Here is a 23,830-nt window from a genome sequence, read left to right on the forward strand (position 1 = left end):
ATACGCCGCTTGCCCCTTTTTCGCCACCCCTGCCTGATCCTTGGCGCTTGACCGGAAGCCTTGCCACTCATAGATGATGCATATGCATCAAAGACTCTGCGTCTGCACCACCATGCGCCGCGCCACCCGCGCGCTCACCCGCGCCTATGACGAAGCGCTGGCCCCTTTCGGCATCACGGTGCAACAATTCGCCATCCTGCGCGACATCCAGCGCGCCGGCACCATCCCCCTGCCCCGCCTTGCCGAGGGTCTGGTGATGGACCGCACCAGCCTCTACCGCGCCCTGCCCCCGCTGGAGCGCGAGGGCCTGCTGGTGCTGGAAAGCCCATCCCCGCGCAGCCGCACCGCCACCCTCACCCCGGCAGGCCAGCAGCGGGTGGCGGATGCCAACCCGGCATGGGAATCCCTGCAAACCCGCATCCTCAGCGCCATGCAACCGGGCGAATGGGACCAGATGCAATCCAGCGCCGACCGCCTCGCCACCCAGCTTGTCTCAGGAACCATCTGACCATGACCACGCCGCAAACCGCCACAAGCACCAAGAGGCTGGCGATTCAGGTCACCGCGATCACCTTCCTCGCCCTGCTGGTTTCGGCGGGGCTACGCTCGGCGCCCGGGGTGATGATGGTGCCGCTGGGACTGCATTTCGGCTGGGACCGGGCGACGGTTTCGCTCACCTCGGCCATCGGCATCTTTCTCTATGGTCTGGTCGGGCCCTTTGCCGCCGCGCTGATGCTCTCCATCGGCATAAGGCGCACCATGATGGGCGGGCTGGCGCTGATGGCGGCGGGCACGCTGGCCAGCCATTGGATGAGCCAGAGCTGGCACTATCTGCTGACATGGGGCGTCATCTCGGGGTTTGGCAGCGGCGCCGTTGCAAATGTGCTGGGCGCCACCGTCACCAACCGCTGGTTCGCCAAAAGGCAGGGGCTGGTGATGGGGCTGTTCTCGGCCTCCACCGCGACGGGCTCGCTGGTGTTCCTGCCCTTTCTGGCATGGCTGACGCGTGACGGCGCATGGCAGCCGGTGGTGGATACGGTGGGACTCGCCAGCCTGATCATGATCCCGCTGGTGATGCTGCTTTTGCCCGAAAGCCCGGCCTCGCGCGGCATCGCCCGCTTTGGCGAGGCCCCCGGCACGCCCCCGCCGCCCCCGCGTCAGGCCAGCGCGATGCTGGCGCTGGAAGCTCTGGCCCGCGCCAGCAAGTCCGGCACCTTCTGGCTGTTGTTCGGCACCTTCTTCGTCTGCGGGGCGACCACCAACGGCCTCGTCGGCACGCATCTGATCGCTTACTGCGGCGACCATGGCATTGCCCCCGTCGCCGCTGCCGGACTGCTCTCCACCATGGGCATCTTCGATCTGTTCGGCACCACCGCCTCGGGCTGGCTGACCGACCGTTTCGATCCGCGCCGGTTGCTCTTTGTCTATTACGGACTGCGCGGCCTCTCGCTGATCGTGCTGCCCTTCCTCGATTTCGGCCCCATCGGCCTTGGCGTCTTCGCGGTGTTCTACGGGCTCGACTGGATCGCCACTGTGCCCCCCACGCTGGCCATCGCCAACCGCGCCTTTGGCGAGCGCGAGGCCCCGATCATCTTCGGCTGGGTCGTCGCCGGGCACCAGCTTGGCGCCGCCTGTGCGGCGCTGGGCGCGGGCCTCGTGCGGCAGGAATGGGGCTCCTACGGCCCCGCCTTTGCCGGAGCGGGCGTGCTGGGCCTGATCGCGGCGCTTGCTGCGCTGGCCCTGCCCCATGCGCGGACACAGCTTCGCCCGGCTTGATGCAATCGTCCCTACCCCCTAAAGGCACCTCAGCTTTCAGGGGAACGGACACCATGGCACAGATCATCGACGGCAAGGCCCTCGCCGCAAGGCTGATGGAAGACACCCGCAAGGGCGTCGCCGACATCATCGCGGCCACCGGCAACCCGCCCGGCCTCGCCGTGGTGCTGGTGGGCAGCGATCCGGCCAGCGAGGTCTATGTCGGCCGCAAGATCAGCCAGTGCCGCAAGGCCGGAATCAACTCGATCGAACATCGCCTGCCCGCCGACACCTCCCAGGCCGATCTGCTCGCCCTGATCGACAGCCTGAACGCCGACGCGGGCATCCACGGCATCCTCGTCCAACTGCCCCTCCCCAAGGGCCTCGACGCCGCCCCCATCCTCGACCGCATCAGCCCCGACAAGGATGTCGACGGCTTCCACCCCGTAAACGTCGGGCGCCTGTCCACCGGCACCGGCGGCCTTGTGCCCTGCACCCCGCTGGGCATCATGATGCTGCTCGACAGCGTGATCGACGACTATCGCGGCCTCAACGCCGTGGTCATCGGCAAGTCGAACATCGTGGGTAAGCCGGTCTCCATGCTGCTGCTGGAACGCGAGGCGACCGTCACCGTCACCCATATCGAAACCAAGGACCTGCCCGATGTGGCCCGCAAGGCGGACATCATCGTGGCGGCAGCTGGCGCCCCCCATCTGGTGCGCGGCTATTGGGTGAAGCCCGGCGCCGTGGTGATCGATGTGGGCATCACCCGCATCACCGACCACGATGGCACGACCAAGCTGGTCGGCGACTGCGCGACTCACGAGCTGGAGCACGCCCGCGCGGTGACGCCTGTGCCGGGGGGTGTTGGGCCGATGACGATTGCCTGTCTGTTGGCCAATACGGTCAAGGCGGCCAAGATGGGGTTGAAGTAAGAAAAGATAATGCGAGGGTGTTACACCCTCGCGCTCCCATGAATGTCTACCTCAGCGCCACGGGTTCAGCCACAGAGCAACGCCGCCGTGCCGCAGGCAGGACATTCAATGCCTGCGGCGCCTGAGGTGGCGCAGGTGGAGAGCCGGAGCGCAACAATTCGGCCCCCCTGCCCTCTCGTCGGGAGACGTAATGGGAGCGCGAGGGGATAATCCCCTCGCATCTTTCTGCCTTCTTTATCTCCCTCAGAAACACTTCGTCACACTCGGGACGATCAAGGGCAAAGCGCAGGCTCTATCTCCAATTCATCACGGAATTTGGAGCACACCCATGTTGTTCACCCTCTTCGCGACGATGGCGCTGAGCGCCTCCGCCCCCATCGACCAGCCCCTTCAGGCCATTGGCTGCCACCCGCAGCCGGGCAAGGTGATGGGCTGCGTTACCAGCAGCCATGTCGTGGCGCAGCAGCGCGCGATGGGCACCACCCCGGTGGTGGTAGCCAAGGCGGAGAACACCGCCGTCGAGCGCACCATCGCCTGCCACCCCGATCCCAGCCGCAACCGTGGCTGCTTCCGCGCCGCGCCCGCTGCGCAGGTGAAGCCAGCTCTGGCCAAGGCCAAGGCCCAGCCCGCGCAGGAAAGCGCCGAGGCTGACACCGCAACCACGTCCCAGGGCAGCAGCCTCCCCAAGGTTGGCTGATGTCCTGCCGGGCGGCGGTTAAACCGCACCGCCTCCTTCAAGCGTCGTGCCCTGACGTTAGGTGTGGCAGCGCCGCCGCCCGGCTATCTTCTCTTCCCCTTGAAAAGCGAGCGCAAGCGTGACACTTCGTGCCTTGATGCCTGATATCGCCGCCCCTGATGCCATTCCCGGCTCGGCACCCTCGATCTTGCTGGTCGAGGATGACACCGCATTGCGCGTGCTGACGGCGCGCGCGCTCAAGGCCCATGGCTATGACGTGCGCACGGCCTGCAGCGGCGCGGAGATGTGGGTGGCGCTGGAAGCCGCCCCTGCCGACCTGCTGGTGCTGGACATCATGCTGCCCGGCACGAATGGCATCGAGCTGTTCCGCCGCATCCGCAAGACCAGCGAAGTGCCGATCATCTTCGTCTCCGCGCGCGGCAGCGAGGAAGACCGCGTGCTGGGCCTTGAGCTGGGCGCTGACGATTATCTGGCCAAGCCCTTCGGCACGCGTGAGCTGATCGCGCGGATCGGCGCGGTGCTGCGCCGCGGCGGCAACAGTGGCGAGAACACCAGCGGCGAGCGCGACCTGGGCCGTCGCGATGTGGAGTTCGACGGCTGGCGCCTCTCCATGGCCCGCCACGAACTGACCGCGCCGGATGGCACCATTGTGGATCTGACGGGCGCGGAGTTCGATCTGCTCTGCACCTTCGTCAGCCAGCCGCAGCGTGTGATCGGGCGGCAGCGTCTGATCGAACTGTCGCGCACCCGCATCGGCGATTCCTCGGATCGTTCGATTGACGTGCTGGTCAGCCGTCTGCGCCGCAAGCTGACCGATACGGGCGGTACGGCTCCGCTGGTGACGGTGCGCGGCGTGGGTTACATGTTCAACCTGCCGGTCACGCGTTCTTGATCCATCGCCTGCGCCAATGGGCGGGCCATATCGGCCTGTTCGGGCGCCTGCTGGCGCTGCTGGTGCTGGTGATGGCGGTGGATTTCGCCGCCAATGCGCTGATCTTCGAGAAAGCCAGCGACTTCGCCCTGCATCAGGAGGATGCCGCGCGTCTGGCCGAAAGGCTGGTGGTGGCCGACCAGGTGCTGGAGACCGAGCCGCTGATCTCCCGCCCCCGCGTGGCCGGGGAACTGAGCAGCGAAACGCTGAAAATCAGCTGGTCCCCGGCGCGTGAACGACCGCTGGCGGCGCTGACTCTGGCGGCGCTGCAGGGGCAGATCCTGTCCGCCCAGCCGTCTCTGGCGCAGCGCAATCTGCAACTGCACCTCTCGACCTTTTCCGAGGACATCGGCGGATCGCTGACGCTGAGCGACGGATCGCTGGTCAGCTTTCACAACCACAGCCGCAGGGCATGGCCGCTCAAGGCCGGGCGCCTGATCTCGCTGGTGCTGCCCTCGCTGGTGCTGGTGGGGCTGGCGCTGGTGATGATGCAGGCGATCCTCCACCCGCTGCGCCGCCTTGTGCTGGCCACGCGGCGCGTCGGCACCTCGCAATCCTCCGCGCTGGAGCCTGCCGGGCCTGCCGAGGTGCGCAACCTGATTCACGCCTTCAACGCCATGCAGAGCCGCATCGACAGCCTGCTGGCCACCGGCGCCCAGACCATGCTGGCCATCGGCCACGATCTGCGCACGCCTCTGGCCCGCCTGCATCTGCGCCTCGACGAGGCCCCGCTCGACCCCGCCGCGCGTGAGGCGATGCAGGGCGACATCGGCGAGATGCGCGACCTGCTCTCCTCGCTGCAGACCTGCGTGGAGCCGCGCAGCGCCGAGCCGCCCCGCCGCATCGATATCGCCGCCATGGTGCAGACTCTGGTGGACAATGCGCAGGATCAGGGCAGCGATGCCAGCTATGACGGGCCCGACACGCTGGTGGTGATGGGCCGTGCGGTGCCTCTGCGCCGGGCCTTGTCCAATCTGGTGACCAATGCGCTGCATTATGGCGGCAATGCCGAGGTGTCGCTGGCGGTGGTGGGCGGCCATGTCACCGTGACCATTGCGGACCATGGCCCCGGCATTCCCGAGGAAGAGCTGGCCCATGTGATCCAGCCTTTCGTGCGGTTGGATCATGCCCGGTCGCGCGATACGCCGGGCATGGGTCTGGGGCTGGCCATCGTTGAGAAGTCGCTGAGCGGTGAAGGAGCGACGGTGGTGCTGGCCAATCGCGAAGGCGGTGGGCTGGTGGCGACGGTGACTTTGGCCGGTGGGGCCTGTTAGAAGGTTAAAGCGGGCCTCCGGCGGGCAAAGGGCCATCGCCCTTTGCAATCCCTTTCTTGTCTGCCTTGCGTTACAGGTTCGGCGTTAGGTGTTGGCTGTTTCAAATCGCTTCGCGACACAGAGGTGAGTTGAAAGGGTGAATAGCACTCGGGTGTTTTTCACGAATGCTCCCAGGAATTCGTCATCCCGCGCCTGTCTTTTCAGCACGCTTGTAGCTGTCACACATTTGAGCTTTACTCTTGGCAAGACAAGGGGATGACGAATGCGAAGCTGGATCGTTGCCGCGGGTATTTTGATGATTCCGGGAATCGCTTTCGCTCAACAACCATCCAAAAATGCTTTGGCCAGCCTGGGCATCAAGATGGTCGAGCCGATGACGGCAAAGGAACTGGCTGACACCAAACTCCGCATTGATGCCGAGCTGGTGAAATCCGGCGCAGCCGCATTCTTCGATAACGTCAGCGACGCAAATGGCGGCAAGGCCCGGCACCGGGCGTCTGGTCTGGTGTGCGCTCTTGGCAAAAAGGGGCAGCGCGTCCTTACAGCTTCGGTGGACCAGGCATCGTGCGAAACCAAAGATGGCAGCACGATCTATGAAAGAACCGTGGAAAAGGCACCCGAAGGCGCGACCCTCGAAACGGTTGCCGCAAAAGCTCTGGCCGACGCGCGGAGAGAGCCGGGGTATGCCGCCGCGACCGGCGTATCGATCACCGGGCACCCCAGACCGGGGTCTGGTCTGCCAGACCATCAGACTCTGCGCTTTCTAAGCCGAATTGACGGGCACGAACGCGTTAGTCGCCTTCAAATAGGCATTGTGCGGGGCTGGGTCCTCACAGAACGTCAGGAAACCCCAAAAACAAACGCGCAGCCCTCGGGCATGGGCGACGTTTTGGCCGAAGCCACGTTCGGCACGGGAATGACCACGCAACAGTAGGTGCGAAGCCCCCTTCCCAAGGCCTGCGACGACCACTAGCGGGGGCGATGACTGCCACGCCACATGGCGTCGGCAAGGCAGAAGCGGGATGCCCGCTTCCGCTTCATCCTGACGAAAACCCGAGCCGGCCTTGGCGCCGCAGGCAGGCTTATGCCTGCACGTCAAACCACGCCAGCGATGGCAGCACATCTGCCCCGGGAACCCGCAACAAACGCCACAAACAAGGCGCACACGCCGCCATATAAAGGGAGCGCGAGGGCGATGGCCCTCGCATTATATTCTTAATTTCCCTAAAATTTCAAAACACTAACTCCATACCGCACCGCAGCAACACTTCCTTACACATCAGCGGATCGCGGGCAAAACACGCACCCTAAATTCATGGACAAGGCTCGGGTGGGAGTACCCCATTTCCCCTCTCATTCGGGCCGCCCCATTGATAACAAACAAGAGGTGCTACCATGAACGACCTCATCGGCCGCGTGTTCAGCTTCGAAAAGACCACTTTCCCCCAGAGCGGCGAGCTGTTCGCCAAGCTCACCAGCGAAGGGCAGGAGCCCAAGGCGCTGATGATCTCCTGCGCGGATTCGCGCATCGTGCCCGAGCAGATCCTGCAGGCCCAGCCCGGCGATCTGTTCGTCTGCCGCAACGCGGGCAACATGGTGCCCCCCTTCGCCACGATGAACGGCGGCGTGTCCTCCACGGTGGAATATGCCGTGGTGGCGCTGGGCGTGCGTGACATCATCGTCTGCGGCCACTCGGACTGCGGCGCGATGAAGGCGCTGTCCAACCCCGTCGGTCTGGAGGCCATGCCCAATGTCGCCGCCTGGCTGCGCCATGGTTCGGCTGCCGAGCACATCGTCACCACCACCTCGCCGCATCTGCATGACAAGGCCCGCGTGCGCGCCGTCAGCCTTGAGAACATCATCGCCCAGATCGCGCATCTGCGCACCCATCCTTCGGTGGCCGCCGCCATCGCCAAGGGCGAGATGGCGCTGCATGGCTGGTTCGTGGACATCCACGCCGGGCAGGTGCTGGGTCTGGACGGCGACACCGGCCAGTTCGTGCCCCTGCGCGAAGACCAGCCGCTGCCCGTGGCCCTGCATGCCGCCCGCCGCATCGCGACCGACGCCCAATTGGCGGAAGCCGCTGAATGAGCGGGCCCTCCGCCCCCTCCGCATCAACGAAGCCCGGCATGAAAGTGCCGGGCCTTTCGGTGCGTGACCTCACCGCATCCATCGTGGTGTTTCTGGTGGCCATGCCCTTGTGCATGGGCATCGCCATCGCCTCTGGCGTGCCGCCCGAAAAGGGCCTCGTCACCGGCATCATCGGCGGCATCGTCGTCGGCATGCTGGCCGGTTCGCCGTTGCAGGTCAGCGGGCCTGCGGCGGGTCTGGCCGTCATCATCTTCGAATTTGTGCGCGATCACGGGCTTTCGGCGCTGGGGCCGATGCTGGTTCTGGCGGGCGTGATCCAGTTCGTGGCCGGAGTGGCGCGTCTGGGCGGATTGTTCCGCGCGGTTTCGCCTGCCGTGGTGCATGGCATGCTGGCGGGCATTGGCGCGCTGATCGTGGCGGGCCAGTTCCACATCCTGTTCGACGCCAAGCCGATGTCGAACGGGCTGGCCAACCTCTCGGCGATGCCGGGCCGCGTGCTGGGCCTGAACTTCTCCGACATGCATTCCACCGAGATCGCGCTGGGCCTCGGCCTGCTGACCATCGCGGTGATGCTGGGCTGGGAAAAGCTGCGCCCTGCCTCGCTGAAGCTGGTTCCGGGCGCGCTGCTGGGCGTGGTTGCCGCCACGGCGGTTGCCGCCTCGCTGGGGCTGCAGGTCGCGCGCATCAGCGTGCCGGAATCGATCTCGGCGGCCTTTGCCATGCCGGGCGCGGACTTCTTCGCCCCGATCCTCGCCAATCCCGCGATCGCCACCGCCGCCATCGCCATCGCCTTTATCGCCAGCGCGGAAACGCTGCTGTCGGCGGCGGCTGTGGACCGTATGCATGACGGCGTGCGCACCGATTACAACAAGGAGCTGCGCGCGCAGGGCGTGGGCAATCTGCTCTGCGGTCTGGTCGGCGCCCTCCCGATGACCGGCGTGATCGTGCGTTCCTCCGCCAATGTGCAGGCTGGGGCCCAGACCCGCGCCTCGGCGATCTTGCATGGCGTGTGGATTCTCGGCCTTGTCGCGCTGCTCCCCTGGGTGCTGCGTGAGGTGCCCATGGCCGCGCTGGGCGGCATCCTTGTGGTGACGGGCTGGCGCCTGATCAGCCTCAAGCATGTGCGCCATCTCTTCGAGAACTACGGCCCCGTGCCCGCCGGCATCTGGGCCGCCACCTTCGCGCTGGTGATCACCACCGATCTGCTGACCGGCGTGCTGGTGGGCCTTGGCCTCTCGCTGATCGAGGTTGTGCCGCATATCTCGCGCCTCAAGCTGGGGATCGAGCATGGCACGGCGCCTGAAGGCGAGGCGCGTCTGGTCCGCCTCTCCGGCGCGGCCACCTTCCTCACCCTGCCGCGCCTGACCCGCGCGCTGGAGGATGTGCCCGCCGACAAGCCCGTCCACCTCGACCTCGATTCCCTCGCCGGGCTCGACCACACCAGCGCCGAAATGCTTGGCGAATGGCTGGGTCGCCGCCGCCGCGCGGGGCTGGCCGCCTCGGTCAGCGGGCGCGAGGAGATGGTGCGGACCTTTGCCCATGCATGAAGCATCGTGCGGAAAAGTGGGAACCGGTTTTTCGCAAGAACGATGCGACAACATATTGAAATTTCAGAGCTGAACCCGGCACGGCTTATGACCTGCGTCTGAGCCGTCTCGCAACTCAAGGCCATCCCCGCCAGTCCGGGGGTGGCCTTTTTTTTGAGTTCGAAGGGAATGACGCCGGAGGCGTTACGCCCCCCGGCACCCCCGTTACATCTCCCGGCGATATGGTGTGTAGCGCGGTAACCCTGCGCCCTGCCTTTTCGTCAGGCTTTTAGCAGTTCCCTAAGGGGCAGCTTGAGATAAGCCACCAAAATGGCTCTATTTAAAATGAAAGCTGAAACCAAATCCGATTAAATGAGTTAGAAGCTGTAGAGGAGGTTCTTATGCCCGATCGAAAAGCCGTCAGAACACTCATTGGAAGTTCAAAAACCTCCATTGACGGGAATTTCATTCTCCCGCGCTCTGAACGCAAAATTGGCCAGGACGCCGGCGCCCTTGAGCATCTGGGCACCAGCGATCTCAGCATCTCCGCCGCCATGCGCCATTATATGAACTTCCGAAAATAACGTGGCGGGAAGCAGGCGGTGAATGATCCGAAATGATCCGATCATCCTGTTACGCTGACCGCACCATGGCCGCCGGATAAACCGGCGACCATCATCCCGCAAAAGCGTTCAGACCCGCTCGACCGCCAGCGCCAGACCGATGCCGACGCCCACGCAAAGCGTCGCCAGCCCGCGTTTGCCGCCAGTCTTCTCCAACTGATGCACCAAAGTCAGCGCAAGGCGCGCGCCCGACATGCCCAGCGGATGGCCCAACGCGATGGCACCGCCATTGGCATTCACCTGCGGCGCATCGTCGGCCAGCCCCAGATCGCGCATCACCGCCAGTGACTGGCTGGCAAAGGCCTCATTCAGCTCGATGGCGTCGAAGTCATGGATACTCAGGCCCAGCTTCGCCAGCAGCTTGCGCGTGGCCGGGATCGGGCCGATGCCCATCACCCGCGGCTCCACGCCCGCCGAGGCAAGGCCCAGAATGCGCGCGCGCGGCGTCAGCCCATGGGCCTTCACCGCCGCCTCGCTGGCGATGATCAAAGCCGCCGCGCCATCGTTGATGCCCGAGGCATTGCCCGCCGTCACCGTGCCCGAAGGCCCGAACAAGGGCTTCAGACCGGAAAGCGCCTCAAGCGTGGTGTCGGCACGCGGATGTTCGTCCTGCGTGACCTGCATCACCTCACCGCGCTTGCGGCCCGGCACGCTGACCGGCACGATCTCCTCGGCATGGAAGCCAGAGGCCTGCGCCGCCGCCGTGCGCTGCTGGCTACGCAGCGCAAAGGCATCCTGATCCGCGCGGCATATGCCGTAATCCTCGGCGACATTCTCGCCGGTGCGCGGCATGGTCTCGGTGCCATAGGCGGCATTGAGCGCGGGATTGACGAAGCGCCAGCCCATCGTCGTGTCTTCCAGCGTCTGGGCGCGCCCGAAGGCGGTGTCCGACTTGCCCATCACGAAAGGCGCGCGGGTCATGCTTTCCACGCCGCCCGCAAAGGCCAGATCCATCTCGCCAAGGCGGATGGCGCGGGCCGCCTGCCCCACCGCCTCAAGCCCGGAGGCGCAGAGGCGATTGAGCGTCACGCCCGGCACGGTAGAGGGCAGGCCCGCCAGCAGCAGGCTCATGCGCGCGACATTGCGGTTGTCCTCGCCCGACTGGTTGGCACAGCCATAGAAAACTTCCTCGATGGCAGCAGGATCGAGGCCCGGGTTGCGCTCCAGCAGGGCTTTCAAGGGCACCGCACCCAGATCGTCGGCACGGATGCGGGAGAGGCCGCCATTGTAACGGCCGATGGGCGTGCGGATGGCGTCGCAGATAAAGGCTTCGGTCATGTCGGAATGTCCTTTCAGGCGGCCAGAGCGGCGGCGTCCAGCGCCAGACCGGTGGCAGCGCGCGCATCCTCGATGCTGAAACCGGGAACCAGATCCACGATGCCCGCCCCCTGAGGCCCCACGCTGAAGGTGCCCAGATCGGTGTAGACGCGCGAAATGCAGCCGATGCCGGTCAGCGGATAGGTGCAGCGCTCCACCAGCTTGCTCTCACCGCCCTTGGTGAGCAGCTCCATCATCACGAAGATCTGCTTGGCGCCGATGGCCAGATCCATCGCCCCGCCCACCGCCGGGATCGCTCCGGGAGCCCCGGTATGCCAATTGGCGATATCGCCCGTGGCCGAGACCTGAAAGGCGCCCAGCACGCAGATGTCCAGATGCCCGCCGCGCATCATCGCAAAGCTGTCGGCATGGTGGAAGAAGCAGCCGCCATCCAGCAGCGTGACGGGCTGCTTGCCCGCATTGATCAGTTCGGGGTCTTCAAAGCCCGGCGCGGGCGCGGGGCCCATGCCCAGCACGCCGTTTTCGCTCTGCAGAAAGATGTCCTTCTCGGCGGGCAGATAGTTGGCCACCATCGTGGGCAGGCCGATGCCGAGGTTCACATAGGCGCCCTCGGGAATGTCGCGGGCGACGCGGGCGGCCATCGCCTTGCGGTCCAGTCGTTCCATTGTTTCTCTCCCTTCAGGCAGCCAGAGCGGCGGCAGGCACAATCGGCACCACGCGCTGCACGAAGATGCCCGGCGTCACCACGGCTTCGGGGTCGAGGGCGCCCAGCGGCACGATTTCGCTCACCTGCGCGATGGCGGTTTTGGCGGCCATGGCCATGATCGGGCCGAAGTTGCGGGCCGTCTTGCGATAGACCAGATTGCCCCAGCGATCGCCCTGCTGCGCCTTGATCAGCGCGAAATCGGCGTGGATGGGGTATTCCAGCACATAGTCGCGCCCATCGATCTTGCGGGTTTCCTTGCCCTGCGCCAGCTGCGTGCCGAAGCCGGTGGGGGTGAAGATCGCCCCCAGCCCCGCGCCCGCCGCCTGAATGCGCGCGGCCAGATTGCCCTGCGGCACCAGCTCCAGCTCGATCTCTCCGGCGTGATAGAGCGCGTCGAAATGATGCGAATCCGCCTGTCGCGGGAAAGAGCAGATGATCTTGCGCACCCGCTTTTCCCGCATCAGCGCGGCCACGCCGGTCTCGCCGTTCCCGGCATTGTTGCTGATGACGGTGAGGTCGCGCAAGCCGCGCGCGATCAGCGCCTCGATCAGCTCATCGGGCATGCCGGCCGTGCCGAACCCTCCGATCATGATGGAGGCGCCATCCTGAATATCGGCGACGGCAGCGGCCGCGTCGCTCACGCTTTTATCGATCACGGGACTCTCTCCTGAAACCTGTGTCCTTGCCTTCGGGTTCTGCCTGGGCCCCTCTTGAGTCAATCGATAAACGGTATATTGTACGGTAATCGGTTATTGCGAGGACCAAAGTATGATGGAAGAGCTGCTCGAAGTTCCGGGTGATCCGGAGTTCATGGCCTCGCTGGCGCGCGGTCTGGCGGTGATGCGCTGCTTTGCCGAGCAGGAACGCCCGATGACCATCGCCCAGGCCAGCAAGCTGACGGGCCTCTCCCGCCCCGCCGTGCGGCGCTGCCTGCTCACGCTGGTGAAGCTGGGCTATGCCGCGCAGGATGGCAGCCATTATGCGCTGCGGCCCAAGGTGATGACGTTGGGCTATGCCTATCTCTCCTCCACGCCGCTGGCGCTGCGTGCGCAGCCGCTGCTGGATCAGCTGCGGGATGAGTTGGGCGAATCCTGCTCACTGGGCATCGTGGATGACGATCAGGTCTTTTACATCGCGCGGGCGGAGGTTTCGCGCATCATGTCGATCGCGCTGCGGGTGGGGAGCCGGTTACCGCTCTACACCACATCGATGGGGCGGGTGCTGCTGGCCGATATGCCGAGGGAAAAGCGCGCCGCCTATTTCCGCCGCATCGATCTGGCCGCGCACACCGATCTGACCGAGATCGAACCCAACCGCCTGCAAGCCATCTGCGACAAGGTGGCGGAGGAAGGCTATGCGATCATCGATCAGGAGCTGGAGATGGGGCTGCGCTCGGTGGCGGTGCCGGTGCGCGGGATGTCTGGCCGGGTGGTGGCGGCGGTGAATGTGGGGACGCAGGCCTCGCGCGTATCGGTGGTCGATTTGCGCACGCATTTTCTACCCGCGCTGAGGCGCTGCGCCCGCGAACTGACAGCCACCGGCCTGCTGTAACGAGGAGTTCTGGCTGCCAGGTTCCGGCCTGACACAAGCTATCGCCGGGAGACGTAATGGGGGTGCAGGGGAGTCAACCGATTTCTCTTGAGACATCGGCACTCAAAACGCCGCCCCCTGCTTTCAGCCCTTATCCCCCTTCAAACACCGACCACCCCGCCCCGGCAGCCAACCTTTCCAAAGCCAGAGACCCGAGCAAAGAATTCCCCTGAGCGTTCAACCCCGGCGCCCACACCGCAATCGAAGCGACGCCCGGCGCCACCACCAGAATGCCGCCGCCCACGCCAGACTTCCCCGGCAGGCCGACACGGAAGGCGAACTCCCCGGAATTGTCGTAATGGCCGCAGGTCATCATCAGCGCATTGATGCGGCGGGTGCGGTGGGCGGAAAGCACCTGCCGCCCGGTCTCGGGATTGCGCCCGCCCAGCATCAGATAGCGCCCGGCCAAGGCCAGCTGGCGGCAGCTCATGGTGATGGAACAGCAGTGCGAATAGACCCCCAACACGCGGTCGACATCATTGTGCAGATTGCCGAAGGCCTTGGTGTAATTGGCCAGCGCCTGATTGCGAAAGCCGGTCTCCAGCTCGGCGCGGGCGACATGCTCGTCAATGGCAATGGTGTCATCGCCCGCCAGATCGCGCACGAGGCGCAGCACCTGCCCGATGGCCTCGCGCGGTTCGTGGCGGGCAAGGATCATGTCGGAGACGACAATGGCCCCGGCGTTGATGAAGGGGTTGCGCGGCACGCCCTGCTCGTTTTCGAGCTGGACGATGGAGTTGAAAGGGCTGCCCGATGGCTCCTTGCTCACGCGGCGCCACAGCTGGTCGCCCGCCGTGCCCAGCGCCAGCGTGAGGGTGAAAACCTTGGAGATGCTCTGGATCGAAAAGGGCTCCTCGGCATCGCCGCCGGTCAGCACCTGCCCATCGGCCAGCACCACCGCCAGACCGAACTTGTCCGGCGAGACCTGCGCCAGCGGCGGAATGTAATCCGCCACGCGGCCCTTGTCCTCCATCTTGCGCATGTCCGAGACAATGGAATCGATCAGCGGTTGCAGGGCAGTCATGACAGGTTCTTTCACAAGATCAGCCGCGTGATTAAGCCGCCCCAACGCGGCGGATCAAGCGTGAAGCGCGATTAGGGCCAGCAGACCCCTGATGTAAAACCGGTACAAATTCACCATGCCGGGCGAACATACTTTCCCAATTGTTAACCTTCTTAACGGCAGGGTTCCCTATCGGTCCGGCCCGTGCGTGGCGGTGATTCGGCCCTTCGGAACCCCTTGATGCCCTCTGTCTACCTTTGCCTTGTCGATCAGCATCAACCCTCGCTCGTTCTGTTGGCGATCACCATCTGCCTGTTGACGGCAACGGGCGGTCTGGTGCTGCTGCGCCATGCCCATCAGCATGACAGCGACTTATGGGCGCTGGTGGCCGGGGTCTCGACAGGGTTCGGCGTCTGGGCGATGCATTTCGTGGCCATGCTGGGCTATATGCCGGGGCTGGACATGTCCTATCGCCCGGGGCTGACGGCAGCCTCGCTGGCGGTGGCGGTGCTGGGCGTCACAGCCGGGCTGATCGCCGCCTTGCGCTTTCCCTCTCAGCGCGGCATCGCGGCAGCGGCCTGCATCGCGGGCGGCAGCGTGGCCGCCATGCATTATATCGGCGCCAGTGCGCTCAACCTGCCCGCGCGGATGGTGTGGCAGCCTGTCATGGTCGTCGGCTCGGTGGTGATGGCGGTGGGGCTGCTTTATCCGGCGCTGCGTCTGGCCCTGGGGCGCGACCGCTTGTGGCAGGCCTGCCTGCTGCTCAGCCTTGGGGTGACGAGCCTGCATTTCACCGGCATGGCCGCTTTCACGCTGATCCCGCAACGGATGGCGCCCCATGAAGGCCTGCTGCTGATGCCCGAAACGATGTCGGCGCTGGTCGGGCTGGCCACCTGCCTCGTTCTGCTGTCCGCCATGGTAGCGCTACTGCTCAGCCGGCGCGCGGCAGCGGCGATCCACAGCAGCGAACGTGCCTTCTCGATCCTGGTCGAGGGGATTTCCGATTGCGCGCTCTATATGCTCACCAATGAGGGCCGCATCGCCTATTGGAACCCCGGCGCCGAGCGCCTCAAAGGCTACAGCGGCGCCGAGGCCATCGGCCTGCCGCTCTCCTGCTTCTACACGCTTCAGGATCGCGCGGCAGGCCTGCCCGAACGCGCGCTGAGCATTGCCACCACCCAGGGCAAGTTTACCAGCGAGGGCTGGCGCTGCCGCAAGGATGGCAGCCAGTTCTGGGCCCATGTCACCATCGAGCGCATCTTCGACAAGGATGGCGCGCCGCTGGGCTTTGCCAAGATCACCCGCGACATGACGCGGCTGAAGGAAGAGCAGGACGGCCATGCCGCGATGCGCGCCCAGCTCAACACCGCGCTGGACAACATGCATCAGGGTCTGGCGCTGTTCGACAGCGATCACCGGCTGGTGCTGGCCAATTCGCGGCTCTGCGCCATGTGGGGCATTCCGCAAGGCATGCTGCTGCCCGGCACCGGCTGCGGCCCCATCATCGAGCAATTGATGGAAGGCCAGCGCGTGACCGAGCGCAGCGCCATCCGCTCGCTGCTGGAACAGGCGCTTCACACCGCTGACGGCCAGCGCATCATGGTGGAATGCCACGGCGATTTCCATGTCGGCATCACCAGCCGCGCGCTGGAGGATGGCGGCCGCGTCGTCACCTTCGAGGATGTGACCGAACGCCGCCGCAATGAGGCGCGCATCGCCCATCTGGCCGCGCATGACCCGCTGACCGGCCTGCCCAACCGCGCCCGCTTCAACGAATGGTGTGGGCGCGAAATGCCGCATGCCGCGCGCCATGGCCGGCATGTCGCGGTGGTGGCGCTGGATCTGGACCGCTTCAAGGAAATCAACGACCGCCTCGGCCATGCCGCCGGCGACCGCGCCATCATCGAGGCAGCGCAGCGCCTGACCGCGGCCTGTCGCGAAGGCGAGATTGTCGCGCGACTGGGCGGTGACGAATTCGCAGCCGCCTGCCTCTATGACAGCCAATCCGAACTGAGCGATTTCGTCGAACGTCTCTCGGCCTGCTTCCGGGCGCATGAATCGGATATGCCGCTGCGTGCCAGCTTCGGCGTCGCCATCTTCCCCGAGGATGGGCGCGACCGTGAGACGCTGCTCAACAACGCCGATCTGGCGATGCTGCGCGCCAAGACCAGCCGGGGCGAGGCGATCTGCTATTACGAGCAGGGCATGGACGAGCATGCCCGCACCCGCCGCCGCATCGCGGGCGATCTGCACAATGCGCTGGAGCATGACGAGCTGTGCCTGTTCTACCAGCCCCAGCATGCGATCCGCAGCGGCGCGCTGACCGGCTATGAGGCGCTGGTGCGCTGGCGCCATCCGCTGCGCGGCATGATCCCGCCGCTCGATTTCATCCCCGTCGCCGAGGAAACCGGCGCCATTTTCGCCATCGGCGAATGGGTGCTGCGCCGCGCCGCGCGCGATGCCGCGCGCTGGGCCAGCGACATCAAGGTGGCGGTCAATGTCTCGCCGGTGCAGCTGCAACAGCCCGATCTGGCGCAGCGCATCGCCCAGATCCTGATCGATACGGGTCTGCCCGCACACCGGCTGGAGCTGGAAATCACCGAAAGCGCGATCATCGCCGACAAGGCCCGCGCACTGCATGTGCTGCGCCAGATCAAGGCTTTGGGCATCGCCATTGCCATGGATGATTTCGGTACCGGCTATGCCTCGCTGGAAACGCTGCATGCCTTCCCCTTCGACAAGCTGAAGATCGACAAATCCCTGCTGCACACCGCCGCCGCCAGCCCGCAGGGCGCGGCGATCATGCGCACCGTGCTGGCGCTGGGCCGCAGTCTGGAGATCCCGGTGCTGTGCGAAGGCGTGGAAACCGAGGACCAGCTCGACCTGCTGCGCCGCGAAGGCTGCGACGAGGGTCAGGGCTATCTCTTCGGCTATCCCAAGCCGCTGGCCGGGGTGAGCCCCGCGACGGCGATCAGCAGGGTGGATGGCAACAGGGTGGATGAAGGCCTGCCTCAGGCCGATGTCGCTGCCTGATTGCGCTACCTGCAGACCTATTCCTTAGGCAACAAGGCTCTCGCGCCAAGAAAGCTCTGGCCATCCTCTGGCAAACCGGCGATGTGATTGCCGGAAACCGACCATGGACAGACCATGGCGCACAGCATGTTTCCCGGTGGCCTCGCGCCCGCCGGGCAGAGAGGAGTAACCCTGTGGCCCTGATGCCCAATGCATCGTCCAGCACCGATCATGCCGCCAGCGATGAGGGCAATGTCAACGCGCCTCAGCTGCGCATGTTCGTGATGGGCCTGTTCTTCATCTTCGGCGGCATCACCAGCCTGAACGATGTGATCATCCCCAAGCTGAAGGAACTCTTCACGCTTGATTACATGCAGGCCATGTTCGTGCAGACGGCCTTCTTCGCCGCCTATGCCATCATCGGCCTGCCCGGCGCAGCGCTGGTCAAGCGCATCGGCTATATGCGCGGCGCGGTGGTCGGCCTGCTGACCATGACGGCGGGCTGCCTGCTGTTCATTCCCGCCTCGCAGCATGCCACCTATGGGCTGTTTCTGGCCGCGCTCTTCGTGCTGGCCGCCGGCGTGGTGATGGTGCAGATCGTCACCAATCCGCTGATCTCGCTGCTGGGCCCGGCCAAGACCGCGTCGAGCCGCCTGACCTTCGCGCAGGCCTTCAACTCGCTGGGCACGGTGCTGTTCCCGCTGGTGGGCGGCGCGCTGATCCTGGGCCAGCTGGCCAAGGTGAAGGCCGAGGATCTGACCGGCCCGGCGCTCGACCTCTACCGCATCGCCGAGACCCAGACTGTGGTCCACACCTACATCGGCCTCGCCATTGCGCTGGCGGTGGTGGCGCTGGTCGTCTGGGGCAACCGCAATGCGCTGAAGAACGAGCATCACGCCCACAGCAGCTTTGTCGATGGGCTCAAGCTGCTGGGTCAGCCGCGCTTCGCTTTCGGCGCGGCCTGCATCTTCCTTTATGTGGGCGCGGAAGTGTCGGTCGGCTCGCTGATCGTCAACTATTTCCAGCTGCCTTCGGTGCTGGGCGTGACGGCTGCCGCCGCCGCCACCTATATCCCCTATTACTGGGGTGGCGCGCTGGTCGGTCGTTTCGCCGGTTCGGGCCTGCTGCGCATGGTGAGCCCCGCCAAGGTGCTGGCCTGCAACGCGGTGGGCTCGATCCTGCTGATCGTGATCTCGGCCAATGCCAGCGGTCCGGTCGCGGCCTACAGCCTGCTGCTGATCGGCCTGATGAACTCGATCATGTTCCCCACCATCTTCTCGCTGGCCTGCGAAGGCCTTGGCGAGGCCGCTGCCGACGGTTCGGGCATCATCAATGTCGCCATCGTGGGCGGCGCGATCATCCCGCCGCTGACCGGCAAGTTCGCCGACGTCACCCACAGCCTGCAGCTGGCGCTGGCGCTGCCCGCCGTGTGCTATGCGATCATCGCGGCATTCGGCCTGTTTGCCAGCCGGACGCGGGTGCAGAACTGATGCCCCTCTGATCACCATGCCCCGCGTCGGCCACGGCTGGCGCGGGGCATCGATCATCTGTGAACCGATGGCCCCCGAATCACGGGGGCTTTTTTGTGCCCGAAGGCCGCCTGAACCTCTGCTTCATCCCCTTGCGCCCCGTGGCGGGATGGCAGCCTGCCAGATCTGTCCGATAAACCTGATTTATCTCATGTTTTCATTCGGTCCGGGGGATCGCAGCCTGGCCCTCATGCAGATTTCCCAAGACTTACAGGCGATTAATTCTATGACCTGACTGCATCGTAGCAGGCCCGGGCGATTGATCCCCCTCCCTGCGGCGATAGCTCTCTCCCCATCGCAGAAGCGGCTGCCCCCACAGGCCGCGCGTGATCCTGGAGAGTTCGCCATTCGTATCCCCCCGAAGAGGTGCATCAGCACCCTCGTCACCACCCTGGTCGCCCCCACTGTGTTCGCCACCTGTCTCGCCCTGAGTGCTCCTGCCGCTCAGGCCGACACCGCCCCCGCATCCGACGCCATCGCCACCGCCGATGCCCCCGCCCCCTGGGCCCCCGGCGATGGCGCCGCGGCCTCGCCCAACCAGAAGCTGGTGCGCGAATTCGGCGTGATCGGCCTGACCGGCGAGATGAACAGCGACGAGCATTTCGGATCGCTTCAGGCCCGCCTCGGCGCCTACACCGCCCTGCCCGCCACCGACACGCATCCTGATGTCTCGCTGCAAAATCTGGTGATCCCGGCCCATGCGGTCGTCTCGCTGGACAGCGCCGGCCACTGGTTCGTCAAGCTGGGCGCCGCCGCGATCAAGAACTGGGCAGACGACCATGGCAGCTTTCTGGAGACCACCACCACCTTCACCTCGCTGGCGCAGCTGCAATACCGCCCCCGCCCGGGCACGCTGATCGGCCTTGGCCCCACCTATGAGACCAACATCGTCCATCTGGCCGGCGGCGGACGCATCGTGGTGCCGGGCGCGGGCCTGCGCTTCGACCTGCTGCAGCGCATCAGCCCCACCATTGGCTTTGCCGCCAAGGCGACATGGTTCGACGGCACCACCACCACAACCATCCCGCTGGGCGGCGACCTGACCCTGCATGACCGCGCCTCCACCCCGCGCAGCTATCTGCAACTGGGGCTGATCGGCATGTTCCAGCATCAGGACAGCCCGCTGGTCCCCAAGGGATGGAGCCTGCGCCCCGCTGTGCATCTCATCCTGCAACGCACCGCCATCCAGACCTCGACCACCAATCTGGGCACGGTGGAAGCGGGCCAGCATCAGGATTACGGCGAGGTGCTGTTCTCCACCCGCCTGCAAAAGGAAGAGTTCCGCTCGGCTCATCCTGCGCCCTTTGTGGAGCTGGGCGGGGAATTCCAGATCCACAACACACTCCCCACGCCGATCTCCGCCCCCAACACCGCCTATGCCAAGGCCGGGGCGACGATGCGCGTGGGCGGCTGGGGCTTCTTCGACGCCTATTACGCCTGGCGCGATTCCCTGGATGGCACCTATCGCTCCGGCACGGCGGAGGTGCTGCTCAGCGTTACCTACTGAGTGGCGCCGTGGCGCATGAAAAAAGGGGCGGCCCGCAAAGGCCGCCCCTCTCTTTGTGTCCAGTCGTCAGACCGAAGATCGGGCTTTAGAAGTCGATCTTGGCACCCACGCGGAAGTAACGACCGATGAAGTTCGAGTCGTCCCAGGCAGGGTTGAACTGATACAGACCGTAACCAGCAGCCGGATCGTAGACCGGGCCGGAGTTCAGCAGGTTCTTCACATCCATGTAGATGAGGAAGTGCTTGTCGATACGGGCCTGCGTATGCATGTCGATCGTGAAGGTCGGATGCGTCGAGCAGATCACCGGAGTGCCATCGGGATAGCCCACCGTATCGCCCTTGCCGGCGGTGCAGCCACCATAGACCGCGCCGTCATCGGTGGCGCTGTCGGTGTAGCCGCTGGTGTAGTTGCCAGTCAGGGTCACAGCATACTTGCGCTCCGGACCGAATTCCAGCGTGTTCGCCCACACCGCGCGGAAGTGCGGAGCACCCGAGCAAGAGGTGGTTTCGCAGGGACCCAGCGTGCCGTCATAACGGTATTCGACCCCGTCGGCGGTCAGCGCCAGCTTGGTCAGCCACGAGCCGTTCATCTGGCTGGTGAAGCGCATGCCATGGCCCAGCTCGTAGCGCGCGGTGGCCGAGATATCGACGCCCGAGGCCACTTCCGAGTTGGCGTTGGTGTAGGACGCCACGATCGTGCGGGGCAGCGCCAGCGCGGTCGGGTTGGCGGTGTCGATGCCCGCCGAGGTCGCGCTCAGGCCAGGCAGAGTGACCACACCATTGTTGGCGAAATACTGTTCCAGCGCCGGCGTGGTGTCGGTCACCGAGACGATGATGTCGGTGATCTTGGTGTGCCAGAAATCGGCGGTGAAGGTCAGGTGGCGGTTCGGCGTGAAGACCGTGCCCAGCGTGAAGCTGGTCGACTTCTCAGGCTTCAGATTGGGGTTGCCCACAGCCGTCACGCCCAGTGAGTAGCTACCGCTGCCCTGGGTCGGATCGGTACGGCTGGTGCCAACACCGTTGAAATAGCCCGGAGCGCTGGAGTGCGCCGCGCAGAAGGCGGTATAGACCGGATCGCTGCACTGGAAGCCAATCGTCGAGTAACCCGTCGTCGGCAGACCGTTCGACTGGTTGAAGCTGGGGATCTTGAAGCCCTTCGAGAAGGTGCCGCGGATCTTCAGCTGCTTGACCGGCTGGAACTGTGCTTCGAACTTGGGCGAGAAGTTGCTCTGACCGCTCGAATAGCTGTCATAGCGACCATCGGCCTTCAGCTTCAGGAAGGAGAACACCGGCGCCGCGACTTCATAGAAGCCCGAATAGACGCGGCGCGAACCCGACACGGCCACACCGTTGACGCCGAAGTAGCTGTCATCGGGGTTGGCGCTGGGCTGATAAACGCTCTCGAAGCGGTAGGCGGCGCCAACCGCGATGTTGAGCTGGCCGCCGGGCATCTGCAGGAAGTCACGGTTCACCGTGCCCTGGATCTGCGTCAGCTTCGAGCGGTCCGTCGTGTGGACGGCGGGCGCGATGAAGTCGCGGGCAGCCTGGGTGTTCGTGCTCTGGTCACCGAAATTGTAGGTGCCTTCGGCCACCGCAGTCTGGAGATTCACCGCATTGACATAGTTGAGCTGGTTGACATCGAGGTTGATCCACGAGGTCGTGCCTTCAAGGTTGAAGTTCCAGCCCTTGCCGAAGTCGCCGCTGATGCCGCCCGAGAAGCGGTAGGTCTTGGCGTTGGTGTAGGTTTCGGTCGGCAGGTCATAGGTGCCCGAAAGCAGCGCTTGCTGGCCGCTGGCGGCAAACGGGTTGTTCTTGGTGTTGAGCACGCCGTTGCTGGCGTTGCAGTTCACACCCGTCGCGCAGGTGTAGACCGGCAGCAGCAGCTGGGTGGTGTCATAGGTGCCACCATCCGTCTGGGTGTTGAACGATATGGGGTTGCCCGAGCTGAAGGTCTTCGTCTCGGCAAAGTTGAACATGCCGTAGACCTGGATGTGATCGTTCACATTGGCGGTCAGACGTGCATTTGCGCCGATACGGGTGATCTCGGGCGAATACATCGCATATTGCGACGTGCGGTCCTGCTGACAGGCCACACTGGGCGAGGCGGTGTCGGTGGAAGCGAGATGGCCGGCGGTGTTGATCGCGGTCAGCCCCTGGCACCCGGCCGAAGGCGTGATCATCGTCCACTGGCCGGTGCCGCCACCGGCGCCATTGTTGGCGGTTGGATCCCAGGCCTGAGCAAAGCCGACCGGGGTGGCCGACTTGGTCACGTCATAGGCCTTGATCAGGCCGGTCGACTGCACGCCGTTGCGGATGCCATTGTTCAGGCACGAACCCGAAGCGTCGCAGATGGTCGACTGGTTGGCGGTGCCCCAGATGCCGCCGCGCTGGTTCTGCATCACAGCGGCGTTATGCTGATATTCGCCGTTGATGTAGAAGTTGTAGCCGTCTTCAGCGAGGCGGCCCTTGCCGTAGGTGGCATCGAAGCGCGCTTCACCGGCATGGCCCAGCTGCGAAATGCCGCCCGAAGCATTCGCGTGGAAACCGACGATTTCCTTCTTCACGATCACGTTGACCACACCGGCCACCGCGTCGGCGCCGTAGGTCGAGGAAGCGCCGTCCTGCAGCACGTCCACGCGATCGACGATCGATTCAGGAATGGTGTTGAGGTCGACGAAGTTGCGCACGCCGTCGTCAGCCAGCGGATAGACCGCGCTGCGCAGACCATCGAAGGTGGTCAGCGTGTAGCCGTCGTTCAGACCGCGCAGCGACGGAGCGCTGGCGCCGGTGGCGAAGCCATAGCTCGACCAGCTGGTCGGCATGGTGCCTGCGTTGTTGGCCGGCAGAGTCTGCAACGCGTCAGACACGGTGTTGATGCCGCGCTGGGTCAGACTCTCGGAAGACAACACCACGAGCGGCGAGGCCGTGGCGGCCGCCGGATTCTTGGTGATCGAGCCGGTGACCACGATGGTCGGACCGGTGTCTTCGGCAGGCTTTGCCGCCGGAGCCGGAGTCGGCTGGCTGGCGTCCTGCGCGAAAGCCGAAGTGGCGATCAGCGCCGTACCCAGGACAAGCGTAGCGACGCCCGTCTTGAGCACATGATTCATGCGAGTATTCATTGTCACCTCATGAAGTGGATAGAGTCCCAAGTCTCTTTCCGCCCCCTGTTAACCCTCCCCAACTCGTTGAATGATCACGTCCATGCATGTGCCCAGCATGCGGGAGCGAAATCCGAGTCCGTTCAGGTCCGTGACAGCTTCATGGCTTAATCTGATGGACTTACGCCAGCCACTTACAGCGCTGTTAGCAGGTTGGCCTTGTTCATGTTGCGCGTTTAACACAGTGGCCGACATGGCAGTCACAGCAGTCCGACT

Annotated in this window: 19 protein-coding genes; 14 read left to right on the forward strand and 5 right to left on the reverse strand. The window is 65.0% G+C overall.

Annotated features, from left to right (window positions below):
• Positions 1–82 precede the first annotated feature (82 nt).
• From HGK27_RS13915 to HGK27_RS13960, 10 genes are all read left to right on the forward strand, one after another.
• Entirely contained in the window at positions 83–508 is a 426-nt protein-coding gene (locus HGK27_RS13915; RefSeq protein ID WP_206241296.1) for a MarR family winged helix-turn-helix transcriptional regulator, read from the forward strand.
• Positions 509–510: 2 nt separating this feature from the next.
• Positions 511–1,776, forward strand: coding sequence for an MFS transporter (locus HGK27_RS13920; RefSeq protein ID WP_206241297.1), 1,266 nt, complete (start codon positions 511–513; stop codon positions 1,774–1,776).
• Between the two features lie 53 nt (positions 1,777–1,829).
• Positions 1,830–2,690: a bifunctional methylenetetrahydrofolate dehydrogenase/methenyltetrahydrofolate cyclohydrolase FolD gene (gene folD / locus HGK27_RS13925; protein ID WP_206241298.1), complete on the forward strand. Its 861-nt coding sequence runs from the start codon at positions 1,830–1,832 to the stop codon at positions 2,688–2,690.
• A gap of 328 nt (positions 2,691–3,018) precedes the next feature.
• On the forward strand, positions 3,019–3,387 hold the full coding sequence (locus HGK27_RS13930; protein WP_206241299.1) for a hypothetical protein: 369 nt from the start codon (positions 3,019–3,021) through the stop codon (positions 3,385–3,387).
• A 136-nt stretch (positions 3,388–3,523) separates the two neighbouring features.
• Complete coding sequence (locus tag HGK27_RS13935) at positions 3,524–4,279, forward strand: response regulator transcription factor (RefSeq protein ID WP_206243207.1); 756 nt, start codon at positions 3,524–3,526, stop codon at positions 4,277–4,279.
• Complete coding sequence (locus HGK27_RS13940) at positions 4,276–5,592, forward strand: ATP-binding protein (protein ID WP_241127159.1); 1,317 nt, start codon at positions 4,276–4,278, stop codon at positions 5,590–5,592. The genes HGK27_RS13935 and HGK27_RS13940 overlap by 4 nt, the downstream gene beginning before the upstream one ends.
• 262 nt (positions 5,593–5,854) lie before the next feature.
• A complete protein-coding gene (locus HGK27_RS13945; RefSeq protein ID WP_206241300.1) occupies positions 5,855–6,526 on the forward strand; it encodes a hypothetical protein in 672 nt (223 codons plus the stop codon).
• Positions 6,527–6,987: 461 nt separating this feature from the next.
• Positions 6,988–7,683 carry a carbonic anhydrase gene (locus HGK27_RS13950; RefSeq protein ID WP_206241301.1) on the forward strand — a complete coding sequence of 232 codons (696 nt, stop codon included), beginning with the start codon at positions 6,988–6,990 and terminating at the stop codon, positions 7,681–7,683.
• A 38-nt stretch (positions 7,684–7,721) separates the two neighbouring features.
• A complete protein-coding gene (locus tag HGK27_RS13955; RefSeq protein ID WP_206241303.1) occupies positions 7,722–9,230 on the forward strand; it encodes a SulP family inorganic anion transporter in 1,509 nt (502 codons plus the stop codon).
• 380 nt (positions 9,231–9,610) lie between these two features.
• Complete coding sequence (locus tag HGK27_RS13960) at positions 9,611–9,793, forward strand: hypothetical protein (RefSeq protein WP_206241305.1); 183 nt, start codon at positions 9,611–9,613, stop codon at positions 9,791–9,793.
• Positions 9,794–9,901: 108 nt separating this feature from the next.
• On the opposite strand, the gene pcaF is transcribed toward HGK27_RS13960, so the two are convergent.
• The 3 genes from pcaF to HGK27_RS13975 are packed head-to-tail and all read right to left on the reverse strand — an operon-like array spanning position 9,902 to position 12,472.
• The gene (gene pcaF / locus HGK27_RS13965) at positions 9,902–11,110 is read right to left on the reverse strand and encodes a 3-oxoadipyl-CoA thiolase (protein WP_206241306.1); all 1,209 of its coding nucleotides are present in this window, start codon (positions 11,108–11,110) and stop codon (positions 9,902–9,904) included.
• A gap of 14 nt (positions 11,111–11,124) precedes the next feature.
• A complete protein-coding gene (locus tag HGK27_RS13970; RefSeq protein WP_206241307.1) occupies positions 11,125–11,775 on the reverse strand; it encodes a 3-oxoacid CoA-transferase subunit B in 651 nt (216 codons plus the stop codon).
• A gap of 13 nt (positions 11,776–11,788) precedes the next feature.
• Positions 11,789–12,472 (reverse strand): 3-oxoacid CoA-transferase subunit A, encoded by a 684-nt coding sequence (locus HGK27_RS13975; RefSeq protein ID WP_206241309.1) that lies wholly within the window; start codon positions 12,470–12,472, stop codon positions 11,789–11,791.
• A 112-nt stretch (positions 12,473–12,584) separates the two neighbouring features.
• Between HGK27_RS13975 and HGK27_RS13980 the strand changes: the two genes are divergently transcribed.
• Positions 12,585–13,367, forward strand: coding sequence for an IclR family transcriptional regulator domain-containing protein (locus tag HGK27_RS13980; protein ID WP_206241310.1), 783 nt, complete (start codon positions 12,585–12,587; stop codon positions 13,365–13,367).
• A gap of 130 nt (positions 13,368–13,497) precedes the next feature.
• Here the strand turns inward: HGK27_RS13980 and HGK27_RS13985 are convergent, their stop codons facing one another.
• Positions 13,498–14,430: a glutaminase gene (locus HGK27_RS13985; protein ID WP_206241311.1), complete on the reverse strand. Its 933-nt coding sequence runs from the start codon at positions 14,428–14,430 to the stop codon at positions 13,498–13,500.
• A 219-nt stretch (positions 14,431–14,649) separates the two neighbouring features.
• Here HGK27_RS13985 and HGK27_RS13990 point away from each other — a divergent pair, with 219 nt between their 5' ends.
• From HGK27_RS13990 to HGK27_RS14000, 3 genes are all read left to right on the forward strand, one after another.
• Positions 14,650–17,442, forward strand: a complete 2,793-nt coding sequence (locus tag HGK27_RS13990) for a bifunctional diguanylate cyclase/phosphodiesterase (RefSeq protein WP_206241312.1) — start codon at positions 14,650–14,652, stop codon at positions 17,440–17,442.
• 173 nt (positions 17,443–17,615) lie between these two features.
• Positions 17,616–18,911 (forward strand): sugar MFS transporter, encoded by a 1,296-nt coding sequence (locus HGK27_RS13995; protein WP_241127160.1) that lies wholly within the window; start codon positions 17,616–17,618, stop codon positions 18,909–18,911.
• Positions 18,912–19,356: 445 nt separating this feature from the next.
• On the forward strand, positions 19,357–20,457 hold the full coding sequence (locus HGK27_RS14000; protein WP_206241313.1) for a hypothetical protein: 1,101 nt from the start codon (positions 19,357–19,359) through the stop codon (positions 20,455–20,457).
• Positions 20,458–20,542: 85 nt separating this feature from the next.
• Here HGK27_RS14000 and HGK27_RS14005 read toward each other — a convergent pair whose 3' ends face one another.
• Positions 20,543–23,563 carry a TonB-dependent receptor plug domain-containing protein gene (locus HGK27_RS14005; protein WP_241127161.1) on the reverse strand — a complete coding sequence of 1,007 codons (3,021 nt, stop codon included), beginning with the start codon at positions 23,561–23,563 and terminating at the stop codon, positions 20,543–20,545.
• Positions 23,564–23,830 lie beyond the last annotated feature (267 nt).

It is taken from the genome of Novosphingobium terrae, from assembly GCF_017163935.1.
GTDB lineage: Bacteria > Pseudomonadota > Alphaproteobacteria > Sphingomonadales > Sphingomonadaceae > Novosphingobium > Novosphingobium terrae.

Excerpts from the sequence above, each read along its gene's own strand:
- HGK27_RS13915 (WP_206241296.1), top strand. The coding sequence starts at position 83 with ATGCATCAAAGACTCTGCGTCTGCACCACCATGCGCCGCGCCACCCGC.
- HGK27_RS13920 (WP_206241297.1), top strand. The coding sequence starts at position 511 with ATGACCACGCCGCAAACCGCCACAAGCACCAAGAGGCTGGCGATTCAG.
- folD (WP_206241298.1), top strand. The coding sequence starts at position 1,830 with ATGGCACAGATCATCGACGGCAAGGCCCTCGCCGCAAGGCTGATGGAA.
- HGK27_RS13930 (WP_206241299.1), top strand. The coding sequence starts at position 3,019 with ATGTTGTTCACCCTCTTCGCGACGATGGCGCTGAGCGCCTCCGCCCCC.
- HGK27_RS13935 (WP_206243207.1), top strand. The coding sequence starts at position 3,524 with ATGCCTGATATCGCCGCCCCTGATGCCATTCCCGGCTCGGCACCCTCG.
- HGK27_RS13945 (WP_206241300.1), top strand. The coding sequence starts at position 5,855 with ATGCGAAGCTGGATCGTTGCCGCGGGTATTTTGATGATTCCGGGAATC.
- HGK27_RS13950 (WP_206241301.1), top strand. The coding sequence starts at position 6,988 with ATGAACGACCTCATCGGCCGCGTGTTCAGCTTCGAAAAGACCACTTTC.
- HGK27_RS13955 (WP_206241303.1), top strand. The coding sequence starts at position 7,722 with ATGAAAGTGCCGGGCCTTTCGGTGCGTGACCTCACCGCATCCATCGTG.
- HGK27_RS13960 (WP_206241305.1), top strand. The coding sequence starts at position 9,611 with ATGCCCGATCGAAAAGCCGTCAGAACACTCATTGGAAGTTCAAAAACC.
- pcaF (WP_206241306.1), bottom strand. The coding sequence starts at position 11,110 with ATGACCGAAGCCTTTATCTGCGACGCCATCCGCACGCCCATCGGCCGT.
- HGK27_RS13970 (WP_206241307.1), bottom strand. The coding sequence starts at position 11,775 with ATGGAACGACTGGACCGCAAGGCGATGGCCGCCCGCGTCGCCCGCGAC.
- HGK27_RS13980 (WP_206241310.1), top strand. The coding sequence starts at position 12,585 with ATGATGGAAGAGCTGCTCGAAGTTCCGGGTGATCCGGAGTTCATGGCC.
- HGK27_RS13985 (WP_206241311.1), bottom strand. The coding sequence starts at position 14,430 with ATGACTGCCCTGCAACCGCTGATCGATTCCATTGTCTCGGACATGCGC.
- HGK27_RS13990 (WP_206241312.1), top strand. The coding sequence starts at position 14,650 with ATGCCCTCTGTCTACCTTTGCCTTGTCGATCAGCATCAACCCTCGCTC.
- HGK27_RS14005 (WP_241127161.1), bottom strand. The coding sequence starts at position 23,563 with ATGAATCATGTGCTCAAGACGGGCGTCGCTACGCTTGTCCTGGGTACG.